The 13,201-nt window shown below is 71.1% G+C and carries 13 protein-coding genes; 11 read left to right on the top strand and 2 right to left on the bottom strand.

All coding sequences use genetic code 11. The features are described 5' to 3' along the window. Positions 1-91: 91 nt before the first annotated feature. Positions 92-1,198 carry a citrate synthase 2 gene (locus tag PCA76_RS02640; RefSeq protein ID WP_272615015.1) on the bottom strand — a complete coding sequence of 369 codons (1,107 nt, stop codon included), beginning with the start codon at positions 1,196-1,198 and terminating at the stop codon, positions 92-94. A gap of 279 nt (positions 1,199-1,477) precedes the next feature. On the opposite strand from PCA76_RS02640, the gene pdxH reads away from it, so the two are divergent. From pdxH to PCA76_RS02675, 7 genes are all read left to right on the top strand, one after another. Next, positions 1,478-2,107, top strand: coding sequence for a pyridoxamine 5'-phosphate oxidase (gene pdxH / locus PCA76_RS02645; protein ID WP_272619142.1), 630 nt, complete (start codon positions 1,478-1,480; stop codon positions 2,105-2,107). Continuing rightward, positions 2,104-3,402, top strand: a complete 1,299-nt coding sequence (locus PCA76_RS02650; RefSeq protein ID WP_272615016.1) for an MFS transporter — start codon at positions 2,104-2,106, stop codon at positions 3,400-3,402. Before pdxH ends, PCA76_RS02650 begins: the two co-directional genes overlap by 4 nt. Before the next feature lie 18 nt (positions 3,403-3,420). Then, a complete protein-coding gene (locus PCA76_RS02655) occupies positions 3,421-4,350 on the top strand; it encodes an aldose 1-epimerase family protein (protein WP_272615018.1) in 930 nt (309 codons plus the stop codon). Then, complete coding sequence (locus tag PCA76_RS02660) at positions 4,350-4,952, top strand: nitroreductase family protein (protein WP_272615019.1); 603 nt, start codon at positions 4,350-4,352, stop codon at positions 4,950-4,952. Before PCA76_RS02655 ends, PCA76_RS02660 begins: the two co-directional genes overlap by 1 nt. Before the next feature lie 186 nt (positions 4,953-5,138). Further along, positions 5,139-5,444, top strand: coding sequence for a type II toxin-antitoxin system VapB family antitoxin (locus PCA76_RS02665; RefSeq protein WP_030329612.1), 306 nt, complete (start codon positions 5,139-5,141; stop codon positions 5,442-5,444). Positions 5,445-5,488: 44 nt separating this feature from the next. After that, positions 5,489-6,652 (top strand): acyl-CoA dehydrogenase family protein, encoded by a 1,164-nt coding sequence (locus PCA76_RS02670; RefSeq protein ID WP_272615020.1) that lies wholly within the window; start codon positions 5,489-5,491, stop codon positions 6,650-6,652. A gap of 99 nt (positions 6,653-6,751) precedes the next feature. After that, complete coding sequence (locus PCA76_RS02675) at positions 6,752-7,543, top strand: DUF4230 domain-containing protein (RefSeq protein ID WP_272615021.1); 792 nt, start codon at positions 6,752-6,754, stop codon at positions 7,541-7,543. Positions 7,544-7,671: 128 nt separating this feature from the next. Here PCA76_RS02675 and PCA76_RS02680 read toward each other — a convergent pair whose 3' ends face one another. After that, the gene (locus tag PCA76_RS02680) at positions 7,672-7,881 is read right to left on the bottom strand and encodes a PspC domain-containing protein (RefSeq protein WP_272615022.1); all 210 of its coding nucleotides are present in this window, start codon (positions 7,879-7,881) and stop codon (positions 7,672-7,674) included. Between the two features lie 346 nt (positions 7,882-8,227). Between PCA76_RS02680 and PCA76_RS02685 the strand changes: the two genes are divergently transcribed. From PCA76_RS02685 to PCA76_RS02700, 4 genes are all read left to right on the top strand, one after another. Further along, complete coding sequence (locus PCA76_RS02685; RefSeq protein ID WP_272615023.1) at positions 8,228-9,598, top strand: L-serine ammonia-lyase; 1,371 nt, start codon at positions 8,228-8,230, stop codon at positions 9,596-9,598. 71 nt (positions 9,599-9,669) lie between these two features. Further along, positions 9,670-10,497 carry an ABC transporter permease gene (locus PCA76_RS02690; RefSeq protein WP_272615024.1) on the top strand — a complete coding sequence of 276 codons (828 nt, stop codon included), beginning with the start codon at positions 9,670-9,672 and terminating at the stop codon, positions 10,495-10,497. Then, on the top strand, positions 10,498-11,244 hold the full coding sequence (locus PCA76_RS02695) for an ABC transporter ATP-binding protein (protein ID WP_272615025.1): 747 nt from the start codon (positions 10,498-10,500) through the stop codon (positions 11,242-11,244). Continuing rightward, on the top strand, positions 11,241-13,199 hold the full coding sequence (locus PCA76_RS02700) for a DUF5941 domain-containing protein (protein WP_442930192.1): 1,959 nt from the start codon (positions 11,241-11,243) through the stop codon (positions 13,197-13,199). Before PCA76_RS02695 ends, PCA76_RS02700 begins: the two co-directional genes overlap by 4 nt. The last annotated feature ends 2 nt before the right edge of the window (positions 13,200-13,201 follow it).

Genomic DNA, 13,201 nt, shown 5'->3' on the forward strand with positions numbered 1-13,201 from the left:
CCTTCGCCACACCGGCGCGATCAGCTCGGTCGAAATGAGGAAGGGGCTCCTCCTCAACGGCAGCCGTTGAGGAGGAGCCCCTTCCCGCAGCTCAGGCGCCGTGCGGGATGGCGGCCCAGCCCTCGACGTCGGACGGCTTACGGGTCTCCGGACCGACGTAGAGGGCGGACGGGCGTACCAGCCGCTGCAGGCGCTTCTGCTCCAGGATGTGCGCGCTCCAGCCGCCCATCCGCGCGCAGGTGAACATCGAGGTGAACATGTGTGCCGGCACCTCGGCGAAGTCCAGCACCACGGCCGACCAGAACTCGACGTTGGTGGCCAGCACCCGGTCCGGGCGGCGGGCCTGCAACTCGGCGAGGGCGGCCTTCTCCAGCGCCTCGGCGATCTCGAAGCGCGGCGCGCCCAACTCCTTGGCGGTGCGTCGGAGCACTCGGGCACGCGGGTCCTCGGCCCGGTAGACCCGGTGGCCGAAGCCCATCAGCCGCTCGCCGCGATCGAGCACACCCTTGACGTAGCCCTCCGCGTCACCGCTGCGCTCCACCGCCTCCAGCATGCTGAGCACCCGGGACGGGGCACCGCCGTGCAGCGGGCCGGAGAGGGCGCCGATGCCCGACGAGATGCAGGCAGCCGCGTCCGCCCCGGTGGAGGCGACGATGCGAGCGGTGAAGGTGGACGCGTTCAGGCCGTGCTCGGCGGCCGAGATGAAGTACGCGTCGACGGCCTTGACGTGCCGCGGGTCGGGCTCTCCGCGCCAGCGCTTCATGAACCGCTCGACGATGGTCTGCGCCTTGTCGATCTCCTTCTGCGGCACCGCCGGCAGGCCGAGGCCCCGGGCGGACTGGGCGACGAAGGAGAGCGCGGTCACCGATACCCGGGCGAGGTCCTCGCGGGCCTGCTCGTCGGAGATGTCCAGCAGTTGGTTGAGCCCCCAGTACGGGGCCAGCATCGCGACCGCGGACTGCACGTCGACGCGGATGTCACCGGAGTGCACCGGCACCGGGAACGGCTCCGCCGGCGGCAGGCCCGGCCCGAACCGGCCGTCGACCAGCAGCGCCCACACGTTTCCGAACGAGACCTGCCCGATCAGATCCTCGATGTCGACCCCGCGATAGCGCAGCGCGCCGCCCTCACGGTCAGGTTCGGCGATCTCGGTCTCGAAGGCGACGACGCCCTCCAGCCCGGGTTTGAAATCAGCCATGTCGCTCTCCTGGATCTGGTCGGTGCGCCCGATCGGCTCATCCGGCCCGATTGGCCGAGCGCCTTAGGCGACCCTCAGGGATGTGTTCGGAACATACTGCCTGCTGAGTAAGGGATACGCGACCCGCTGCGACTGTGCTGCACGCGACATCCCCGGATGCGCAATCTCCGCGCCCCTCGGTGAGACTGGGCGGTGCGGGCTGGTCAGCGCGGGAGGGCGCTGGCAGGGTCGCCGAGAAGGAGTGGGGACGTGACGGGTGACACACCCGCCCCGGCCGCGATGCGTAACGAGTACGCCGCGGACCGGGGCCTGACCGAGGTTGACCTGGCCGCCGACTGGCACACCCAGTTCGACCGCTGGTTCGCCGACGCGGTGGCCTTCGGGCTACCCGAACCGAACGCGATGGTGGTGGGCACCGCCGACCCGGCCGGCCGGCCGAGCGGACGGACCGTGCTGCTGAAGGGGTACGACCCCGAGGGCTTCGTCTTCTTCACCAACCACCTGTCGCGCAAGGGCGTGGAGGCGTCCGCCAACCCGTACGCCAGCCTGGTCTTCCCGTGGTTTCCCATGCAGCGTCAGGTGGTGGTCGGCGGGCGGATCGCGCACGTCGACCGCGCGACGAGCGAGGCGTACTTCGCCAGCCGGCCGCGCGGCTCCCAACTGGGAGCCTGGGCGAGCCCGCAGTCGCAGGTGGTGCCGGGCCGAACCGAGCTGGAGGAGCGCTACCGGGCGGTGGCCGAGCGGTTCGCCGACGAGGCCGTGATCCCCGCCCCGCCGCACTGGGGTGGGTTGCGGGTCCAACCTGATTCGGTGGAGTTCTGGCAGGGCCGGGCCGGCCGGTTGCACGACCGACTCCGCTTCCGCCGCCTCGATGAGGGCGGCTGGATCGTCGAGCGGTTGGCGCCGTGACGGGTGTGCAGGAGGCTCGGCCGCGCGGAGCGCGCCGCTGGGCGCTCGACGTACGTCCGCTGCGCGTGCCGGCGTACCGACGGCTCTGGCTCGGCAACACCGTGGCGATGTTCGGCTTCCAGTTCACCGCCGTCGCGGTACCGGTGGAGATGTACGCCCTGACCCGGGACTCGTTCTGGGTCGGCCTGCTGGGCGTCGCGGCCTTCGTACCGTTGCTGATCTTCGGGCTCTGGGGCGGCGCAATCGCCGACGCCCGCGACCGCCGTGCGGTGCTGCTCGGCGGGTCGGTGCTGCTCTGGGCGTCCACCCTCGGGCTGCTGGTCCAGGCACTGCTGGACGTGGGCAGCCCGGTGCTGCTGTTGGCGCTGATGGCGTTGCAGTCGGTGGCGTTCGCGATCAGCTCGCCGGCCCGCAGTGCCATGTTGCCCCGGCTGGTGCCGGACGATCTGGTGCCGGCCGCCACCACGCTGAACTACACGACCTTCACCGCGGCCTCGGTCGCTGGACCGCTCGCCGCCGGTCTGATCCTCGCCGCCTCGCCGGACACCGCAGTGGTCCTGCCGATCGCGTACGGGGTGGACGCTCTGCTGTTCACCGCGATGCTCTGGGCAGCGTTGCGCCTGCCCGCGCTGCCGCCCGAGCCGACCTCCGACGGCGAGCCCCGTCGCGCTGGCCTGGCCAGCGTGATCGACGGGTTCCGCTACCTGGCCACCACGCCGGTGCTGCTGCTGTCCTTCGGGGTGGACCTGATCGCGATGATCCTGGCCATGCCGCGGGCGCTCTTCCCGGAGATCGCCCACGAACGGTTCGGCGGCGGTGGTGCGGTCGGTCTGCTCTACAGCGCCATCGCGATCGGCTCGATGATCGGCGGGCTGACCTCCGGCTGGATCGGTCGGCTCCGCCGGCAAGGGCTCGGCCTGGTGGTTGCGGTGGTCGCCTGGGGACTGGCGATCGCCGCCGCCGGGTTGGCCCACCAGCTCTGGCTGATGGTCCTGCTGCTCGCCGTGGCCGGTGCCGCCGACCTGGTCAGCGCGGTGCTGCGCCAGTCGATGCTGCTGGTCTACGCACCGGACCGGATGCGCGGCCGGCTGCAGGGCGTCAACACCGTCGTGGTGGCGGGTGGCCCGCGCCTGGGCGATCTGCGGGCCGGCACCATGGCCGCCGGGTTCGGCGGCGGGGTGGCCTGGGTGGCCGGCGGGCTCGCGTCGGCGGTGCTCGTGGTGGTGCTCGCGGTCGCTTTCCCGGCACTGCTGCGCTACCGGGCCGCGGCGGCGTCGAGCGGCGACCGGACGTGACCGGTTAGGGTCGCCGACATGGAAAGCCCCGATCAGCGCCCGTTCTCCGGCGCCCAGTGGACCATCTCCGCCGCTGGCCACGAGGCCGTCATCGTGGAGGTGGGCGGTGGGCTTCGGACGTACCGGCACGACGGTGTCGACCTGGTCGACGGGTACCAGACCGACGAGGTCTGCCCCGGCTGCGCCGGGCAGGTGCTGGCACCCTGGCCGAACCGGATCCGCGATGGCCGCTACCCGTTCGGCGAGCGGACGCACCAGCTCCCGCTGACCGAGCCGGAGCGGCACGTGGCCATCCACGGGCTGGTCAACTGGGTGCCGTGGCGTCTGGTGGAGCAGTCCGAGGACGCGGTGACGGTCGGGTACGACCTTCCGCCGCAGCCTGGCTACCCGTGGCCGTTGCGGCTGCTCAGCCGGTGGAGCGTCGGCGCGGACGGCCTGCGCGCCGAGCACGAGGTGACCAACATCGGTGGCGAGGCCGCGCCGTTCGGCTTCTCCGTGCACCCGTACCTGCAACTGCCGGGCGTCGCGGTCGACGACCTGGTCATGCGGCTGCCGAGCCGTACCCGGCTGTTGGTGGACGGCCGGTTGCTGCCGGTCGGCGCGACCCCGGTGGCCAGCACCGAGTACGACTGGACCAGCCCGCGCCGGATCGGCGCCGCCGAGCTGGACCTCTGCTTCGGTCAGGTGATCCGCGACGCCGACGGCGGCTCGGCGGTGAGCCTCTCCGCGCCGGACGGTTCGGCGGGGGTGAGCATCTGGGCGGATGCGGAGTTCGGCTGGTGGCAGGTGTTCACCGGGGACGCGCTCACGGGTGAGCGGCATCGCCGCTCGGTGGCGATCGAGCCGATGACCTGCCCGCCGGACGCGTTCCGCTCGGGCAAGGACGTGCTCACGCTCAAGCCTGGTACGACCTGGCGGGGTGCCTGGGGCATCCGGCCCGGGGCCTGATGGAGTTCGCCGAGGTCGTCCGGCGCCGACGGATGGTGCGCAACTACGACCCGGACCGCCCGGTCCCGCCCGACGTGGTGGACCGGCTGCTCGACCACGCGATCCGGGCCCCGTCGGCCGGGTTCGCCCAGGGCTGGGGCTTCCTGGTGCTGGAGGAGCCGGCCGACCGGGAGCGGTTTTGGGCCGCCACCACACCGGATGGCGGCGGGCGGGAGCGTTGGCTCGCGGGGATGCGTCGGGCGCCGCTGATCGTGGTGCCGCACGCCAACGAGTCGGCCTACCTGCAGCGTTACGCCGAGCCGGACAAGGGCTGGACGGACCGGTCCACCGACCGCTGGCCGGTGCCGTACTGGCACGTGGACACCGGTTTCGCGGCGCTGCTGATGCTGCTCACCGCGGTGGACGAGGGGCTGGGGGCGTGTTTCTTCGGCATTCCGCCGCAGCGGCTGGCCACCTACCGGGACGCGTTCGGCGTGCCGGCGGAGTACCAACCCATCGGTGCCGTCACGATCGGTTACCGAGCGGCCGACCATAGGTCACCATCGTTGCGCCGTGGGCGCCGTCCGGTGGACGAGGTGGTGCGGCGCGGCCGGTGGACCTGAGTGGGACGTCCCGTTCGTCCGGTTAGAGAACGGACGACCGGTAGCGAAACTGACATCAGGGAGCAGAACGCAGCGTGCGGTGGGCGGCTAGGCTGGCACGGTCATCGGTGCCGCGCCGCGCGGTGCCCGCCGCGGCCCGGCTCGGCGCCGTCAATCGGCCCAGCCACGGGAGGGGAGCGTGCCGTCGTGATCTTCAGAGCGGTTCGGGACGGGCGTCCCTATCCGGAGCACAATCTGACGCTCAAGCAGTGGGCGGAGATCCCTCCGCGGCCACTGCGCCTGGACCAGATGATCACCACCAAGCGTGAGCTGGCGCTCGACAAGCTCCTCGCCGAGGATTCCACCTTCTACGGTGACCTCTTCCCGCACGTCGTGCAGTGGAACGGCGGGCTGTACCTGGAGGACGGGCTGCACCGGGCGTTGCGCGCCGCCCTGCAGCAGCGCAACCAGATCCACGCGCGGGTGCTGGTGCTCTCCGAGCCGATCGAGTGACGAGCCCTTCTGTCGCTCGCTGAACCTTCGTTAGTGTGGCGTCCATGACCGCTCCGCTGGACCTGCTCGATCTGGACCCGTCGCTCAGCGAGGAAGAGCGACAGATCCGCGACGTCGTCCGCCAACTCGTCGACGACCGGGTGCGCCCGCACGTCGCCGACTGGTACGAACAGGGCCAGGTGCCGGCCCGCGAGCTGGCCCGGGAGTTCGGCAAACTCGGACTACTCGGCATGCACCTCACCGGCTACGGCTGTGCCGGTGCCTCCGCGGTCGCGTACGGGCTGGCCTGCCAGGAGCTGGAAGCCGGTGACTCCGGCGTCCGTTCCCTCGTCTCGGTGCAGGGCTCGCTCGCCATGTACGCCATCTGGCGCTTCGGCAGCGAGGAGCAGAAGCAACGCTGGCTGCCGCCGATGGCCACCGGTGAGGCGATCGGCTGCTTCGGCCTGACCGAACCGGACCACGGCTCCGACCCCGCCTCGATGGCCACCCGGGGTCGCCGCGACGGCGACGACTGGGTGCTCACCGGCGGGAAGATGTGGATCACCAACGCGCCGATCGCCGACGTCGCGGTGATCTGGGCGCGCACCGACGGGGGCGTACGCGGATTTCTCGTCCCCATGGACACGCCCGGTGTCACGGCCCGGGAGATCCGCCGCAAGATGTCGCTGCGCGCGTCGGTGACCGGCGAGATCGTGCTCGACGACGTCCGGCTCCCGGCGGACGCCCAACTACCCGAGGCGGTCGGGCTCAAGGCGCCACTGAGCTGCCTCACCGAGGCCCGGTACGGCATCGTCTGGGGCGCGGTCGGCGCCGCCCGTGACTGCCTGGAAACCACCCTGACGTACGCCACCACCCGCACCCAGTTCGGTCGCCCGCTGGCCGGCTTCCAACTCACCCAGGCGAAGCTCGCCGACATGGCCGTCGAGCTGGTGAAGGGGCAACTACTCGCGCTGCACCTGGGTCGACTCGCGGACGCCCACCGGCTGCGGCCCGAGCAGGTCAGCGTGGGCAAGCTGAACAACGTGCGGGAGGCCCTGGCCATCGCCCGGCAGTGCCGCACCATCCTCGGCGCCAACGGCGTCTCCGGCGAATACCCGGTGATGCGGCACGCCAACAACCTGGAGAGCGTGCTGACGTACGAGGGCACCTCCGAGATCCACCAGCTGGTCGTCGGGCAGCGGCTCACCGGGCTTTCCGCGTTCGCCTGACCTGCCCGTTTACGCTTTCCGGCCGCTCGACGCGCGGCTGTCGTACGGGGGCCGTACCGTCATTGACAGACGACGTGTCTGACGAGGACGGTGAGCGTGATGGCCCGCGACGCTGGCATCAACGAGCCCACGAGGGAGTTCCCCGGTTACCCGACCGGCGACGATCTCAAGGAGCGGTCGGCCGCGACACCCGAGCCGACCACAGACCCACCGGGCGGCCCCGGCGACCCGGCGACCGGTGGCGGTGGTGGTGGGGCGGCCCGTGGCCTGCTCCTGCTGCTCGGCGCCGCCGCGCTGGCCGTGGTTGTGCTGCTCGGCATTCAGGCGACCGGCCTCCTGCCGGAGTTCCGCAACCCGTTCGCCAAGGAGCAGACCGACCGCAGCCAGCCACCGCTGCTGAAGTCGATCCAGGACCTCAGCCGCTACGTGGCCGCCGAGGGCAACTTCCAGGTGGTGGTCGACACCCAGAACGACCGGCGCAACGTTCCGGATTTCCTGCTCAACGAGCGCACCCTGTTCGTCGGGGCCGGCAGTGTCGAGGCGTACGTCGACTTCACCAAGATCGGTGAGGGTGCCATCGTCCAGTCCGCCGACGGCAAGTCCGTCGAGATCAAGCTGCCCGCGCCGCAGCTCGGCGAGACCAACCTCGACATGGAAAAGAGCTACGTCTTCGCGGAGCAGCGTGGTCTGCTCAACCGGCTCGGTGACGTGGTCGGCAACGACCCCAACCGGCAGCAGCAGGTCTACCAGCTCGCGGAGGACCGGATCACCGCCGCCGCCCGGGACAGCGGGCTCTCCGCCCGAGCCGAGGAAAACACCCGCAAGATGCTGGAGGGGCTGCTGCGCTCCCTCGGCTTCCAGCAGATCACGGTCACCTACGTAGCTCCCTGACCTGCCGCACCCCGTACGCCGAAGCGCCCGCACCGACTGTCGTCGGTGCGGGCGCTTTCGTCAGGTGCCGCCTCCCCTTGCCCAAGATCCGCGGCCCAGGGTGGGGCGCAGTGCGGCAGGGACGTCGGTCAGTGTTGGGTGGAGGCCAGGTAGCGGTCCTCGTTGGGCATGAGAAGCCAGAGGACCAGGTACACGATCACCTGGGTGCCGGGCAGCAGCAGTGACAGCAGAAACAGCAGCCGGACCATCCCGGCGGACATGCCGAACCGCCGACCGAGGCCGGCGCAGACACCGGCGATCATGCGCCCCTCGCGGGGCCGGACCAGTTTGCGACTCATCGTCGTACTCCCACTCTGCGGCGGTGCGCCGCGTCTGCAATCCACGGTAGAAGGGGTTGGCCAGCTCGCCCTCGGTCCCGAGGAGGAGCGGCAACCCGTGGACCCGTAGGTGCATTACCCGGGCAGCCCCTCACTGACGCCTCCCCGAGACCTGCGGTGGCGGGGAGAGCTCACGTCCCGGTGCCGGGTGGGCGCTGAGCTGGGCGGGTAGGCTGGTTGATCGGGCACCCACACCCCGGGTGTCCGGCACCCACACCCCCGGGCGGCCAAGAGCGGGGCCGCCAGACCGGTGGCCACGACCCGGCCGGGGTTCCGTACGCCGGGACGACGGCGAGGAAGCGCAGCCATGATCAGTGTTTTCGACCTCTTCAGCGTCGGTATCGGGCCGTCCAGCTCGCACACGGTAGGGCCGATGCGGGCCGCGCGCACGTTCGTTGCCGGGCTCAAGGCCGACGGGCTGCTCACCGACACCGCGCGGGTGCAGGCTGAGCTGTTCGGCTCGTTGGGCGCCACCGGGCATGGTCACGGCAGTGACCGCGCGGTGCTGCTCGGGTTGTCCGGCGAGTCCCCGGAGACGGTCGACACAGACACCGTCGGTGCTCGGGTCGAGCGGATCCGGGCCGAGCGACGGATCAACATCCTGGACGCGCACGAGATCGACTTTGACCCGGATCGGGACCTGACGCTGCACCGCCGCCGTTCGCTGCCGTACCACCCGAACGGGATGACCTTCGTGGCGTACGACCGGACCGGTGCCGAGGTGCGCAGCCGCACCTACTACTCCGTCGGTGGCGGTTTCGTGGTGGACGAGGCGGCGGCGGGCGCGGACCGGATCAAGCCGGACAGCACGGCGGTGCGGTATCCCTTCCTGACCGGGGCGCAACTGCTGGAGCAGACCACCGCCACCGGCCTGTCGATCAGCGAGGTGATGCTGGCCAACGAGCGTTCCTGGCGCAGTGAGGCGGACATTCGGGCCGGCCTGCTGGAGATCTGGCGGGTCATGCAGGAGTGCGTGCAGGCCGGTTGCGAGCGGGATGGCGTACTCCCTGGGGGGTTGAAGGTCCGGCGGCGCGCGGCGGAGCTGCGGCGCGGCCTGGAGGCGGACGCCGGGACGCCCGACCCGCTGCACGCGATGGACTGGGTGACGCTGTTCGCCCTCGCGGTCAACGAGGAGAACGCCGCTGGCGGCCGGGTGGTCACCGCGCCGACCAACGGCGCGGCCGGGATCATTCCGGCGGTGCTGCACTACTACACCCGGTTCGTGCCGGGTGCCTCCGACGACGGGGTGGTGCGGTTCCTGCTGGCGGCCGGTGCGATCGGCGTGTTGTTCAAGGAGAACGCGTCGATCTCCGGTGCGGAGGTCGGCTGCCAGGGCGAGGTTGGGTCGGCGTGCTCGATGGCGGCCGGAGGGCTGGCCGAGGCGCTCGGTGGCACCCCGGAGCAGGTGGAGAACGCAGCCGAGATCGGGATGGAGCACAACCTCGGGTTGACCTGTGACCCGGTGGGTGGCCTGGTGCAGATCCCCTGCATCGAGCGGAACGCGGTGGCTAGCATCAAGGCGATCACGGCCACGCGGCTGGCGCTGCGCGGCGACGGTGTGCACAAGGTGTCGCTGGACAAGGTCATCAAGACCATGCGGGAGACGGGCGCCGACATGAAGGTCAAGTACAAGGAGACGGCGCGTGGCGGTCTGGCCGTCAACGTGATCGAGTGCTGAGTCCGATGGATTCGGGGCATTCGTTCACCGACTGCTAACCTGTCGTCCGTTTCAGGAGGCGGGAGGCTGCGGTGACCTCTGGCGTCGCGGCGTTGTGGTCGCACCGCAATTCACTGCGCATCCTGGTCAGGCGGGATCTGGCGGTCAAGTACCAGCAGTCGGTGCTGGGCTACTTCTGGTCGTTGATCGAACCGCTCGGTATGGGCGCCATCTACTGGTTCGTCTTCGGGGTGCTCTACTCCCGGGACACCGGTCGGCATCTCGGCGAGGCAGCCGAGTCGTACCCGCTGTTCCTGATCACCGGGATCTTCGCCTGGATGTGGACCAGCTCGGCGCTGAGCGAGGCGACGAACGCCCTGACCGGCCAGTCCCGGCTGATCACCACGATGAACGTGCCGCGTCAGGTCTTTCCGATCGGCCGGGTCACCGGCCGGTTCGCCGAGTACGCGGCCGGCCTGCCGATCCTCATCGCCATCGCGGTGATCTACGCGGCGCATGGTCGGATCCACCCCGGCTGGTCGCTGCTCTCCCTGCCGCTCGCGGTGGCCGTCCAGGCCGTCCTGCTGACCGGGCTCGCCCTGCTGCTGTCCGCGTGGAACGTGCTGATGCGCGACGTGGAACGGCTCATGCGGCTGATCATCCGGGTGCTGTTCTACGCCACGCCGATCATCTATCCGCTCAGCCTGGTCCGGGAGTCCGGCCTGCCCGGCTGGCTGAAGGTGGTGTACGAGCTGAACCCGCTGGTCGGGATCTTCCAGCTGCACCACGCGATCTGGTATCCGGACGAGTTCCCGGACGCCCGGCTGCTCGCCACCACGGTCGTCGGCAGCCTGCTGGTGCTGGCCGCCGGCTGGTGGTCGTTCCGCCGGTTGGAACCCGCCGTGCTCAAGGAACTCTGAGTGGCCGCGCCGATCATCGAAGCCGATGGCCTGGGCATCCGGTTCGTCCGCAACCGTCGCCGCCAACTGCGACTGCGGGAGCTGTTCATCCACCGGGGCGCGCGGGGCGCCCTGCCGGGCCAGTTCTGGCCGCTGCGCGACGTGTCCTTCACCGTCGAGCCCGGCGAGACCATTGGAGTGATCGGCCGCAACGGCACCGGCAAGAGCACGCTGCTGCGGCTGATCGCCGGGGTACTCATCCCGGACGAGGGCAGCATCCGGGTGCACGGCGCGGTGGCCCCGCTGCTGGAGTTGTCCGCCGGTTTCTCCAACGACCTGACCGGGCGGGAGAACCTGCACCTGGTCGGTGGGCTGCACGGGTTGTCGACGAGCTATCTGAAGCGGCACTTCGACGAGATCGTCGAGTTCGCCGGTGAGCAGGTGGAACGGGCCATCGACACGTCGGTGCGGCACTACTCGTCGGGAATGAAGGTGCGGCTCGGCTTCGCGATCATCTCGCATCTGCCGCACCCGATCCTGCTGATGGACGAGGTGACCGCGGTCGGAGACGCGGAGTTTCGCAAGAAGTGTTACGCGACGATTGATCGTCTGCTCGGGGAGGGGCGCACGCTGGTGCTGGTGTCACACAACGAAAAGGACCTGACCCGGTTCTGCCGTCGGGGGTTGTACCTCGACGCGGGCCGGTTGACGCTCGACGGAACCATCACCGAGGCGCTCGACGCGTACCACGCCGCGGTTCCGCGGTGACGCTCGCGATCGTGCTCGCCGCCGGGACACCCGCGGCGAGCCTGACCACCGCGACCGGCGAGCCGCTGGCCGACCGCCTGGCCGCCCAGTTGCGCCAAGCCGGGGCGGACGAGGTGCGCTTCGCCGCGAACCTCGACGAGTTGACCGCCCTGGTCGCCACCGCCACCGCCCCCGTGCTGATCACCGGCACCGACCTGGTCGCGCACGCCGCCGTGCTGCGCCACCTGGCCACCAGCCCGGTGGGACCCACGGTGGCGCTGGTGCTCGGCGACCCTCCGGTGCCCGGGCGCACCGTCGTGCGGGAGGAGCGCGGCCAGGTGGTCGACGCCGGCGCGCTGGACGCCCTCGACGGGAACGCCACAGGCGTGTTCGGCGGGGCGCTGCGGGTCGGCGTCGACGACCTGCCGACCCTCGCCGCCGCCGCCCGCGCCGCCGATGGCCCGGGGTCCGCCGTGGACCGGCTCTTCGCGGGTCTCGCGGCGCTCGGCACCCTGATCTTCGCCCAGCGGGTACGCCTGCTCGTCGCGCACCGGGTCGAGGACGCGGCCGGGTTGGCCGCTGCGGAGGCGGCGGTGACCGCGGTCGACGAGGACCGGGCCGAGTTGCGGCTGTCGGTCAAGGAGAAGGACGACTTCTTCTCCACCTTCTTCGTCAGCACCTGGTCTCCGTACCTGGTCCGGCTGTCGGCCCGGCTCCGGCTCACCCCGACCGGGGTGACGGTGATCTCGGTGCTCTTCGCGCTGGCCGCGGCGGTGCTGTTCGGGATCGGCGGGCGACCCGCGCTGGTCAGCGGCGCGGTGCTGCTCTACCTCGGCTTCGTGCTGGACTGCGTGGACGGCCAGTTGGCCCGCTACACCCGGCACTTCAGCGCCTGGGGTGGCTGGCTGGACACGATGGCCGATCGGGCCAAGGAGTACCTGGTCTACGCCGGGCTGGGCTTCGGGGTGAGCCACGCCGGGCTGGGCAACGGCTGGGCGCTCGCGATCGCCGCGATGACGTTGCAGACCGTCCGGCACATGACCGACACCTGGTACGGGGTGCTGCACGACGAGGCGGCCCGCCGACCGCGAACGGCGACGGGTGCCAGCGGCGGGATCGGCGACCGGCTCAACGCGGCGTCCACCCGGGTGCAGGCGGACACCGGCTCGGTGTCGTACTGGCTGAAGCGGACCGTCGTCTTCCCGATCGGTGAGCGGTGGGCTCTGATCGCGGTGACCGTTGCGCTGTTCAACCCGCTGGTCAGCCTGATCGCGGTACTGGTCTGGGGTGTGCTGGCGTTCGCGTACACCGGGGCTCTGCGGACGCTGCGGGCCCGCTGGATGTGGGTGCCGGTGCTGGACACGGTCGATGCCACCCTGCACCGCGACGACGGGCCGTTGGCCCGTGGGCTGCCGGTGGTCCGCCCGGTGGGGCCGCTCACCCTGGCGGTGATCGCCGCGCTCGGCCCGGCGGTGCTGCTGGTCGCGGCGCTGCTGGGCGACGCGCCCGACGATCTGCGCTGGGCGGTGCCAGTGGCGCTGCTGGTGCTGCTGGTCGGCGGCCTGGGTGCCGGGGCGGCGCACAACGGCCCGCTGGACTGGCTGGTACCCGCGGCGTTGCGGGCCGCCGAGTTCCTGTTCGCCATCGCGGTCGGGGTGGTCGGCGGAGCGCCAGGTTGGTTGATCTTCGGGTACGTCTTCGTGCTCACCGTGCATCACTACGACCTGACCGCCCGGCTGGAGAAACGGCAGGTGGCACCGCCGCTGCACGCGGCCACGCTGGGCTGGGAGGGACGTTCGGTACTGCTGGCCCTCGCGGCGATTGCCGGTATCGCGGGTGTTGGGCTGGCTACACTCGGTGGGTACCTTCTCGTGGTTTTCGTGGTGAGCGTCGTCCTGGCCTGGTTCGTCCGACCGGCCCGTAGCGCGCGGGCGTCGGTCGCGCCGGTGGGCGCTGGAGGTGCCGCGCCGCGCTGACG

Origin of the sequence: Micromonospora sp. LH3U1 (assembly GCF_028475105.1) — a bacterium.
Lineage (GTDB): Bacteria > Actinomycetota > Actinomycetes > Mycobacteriales > Micromonosporaceae > Micromonospora.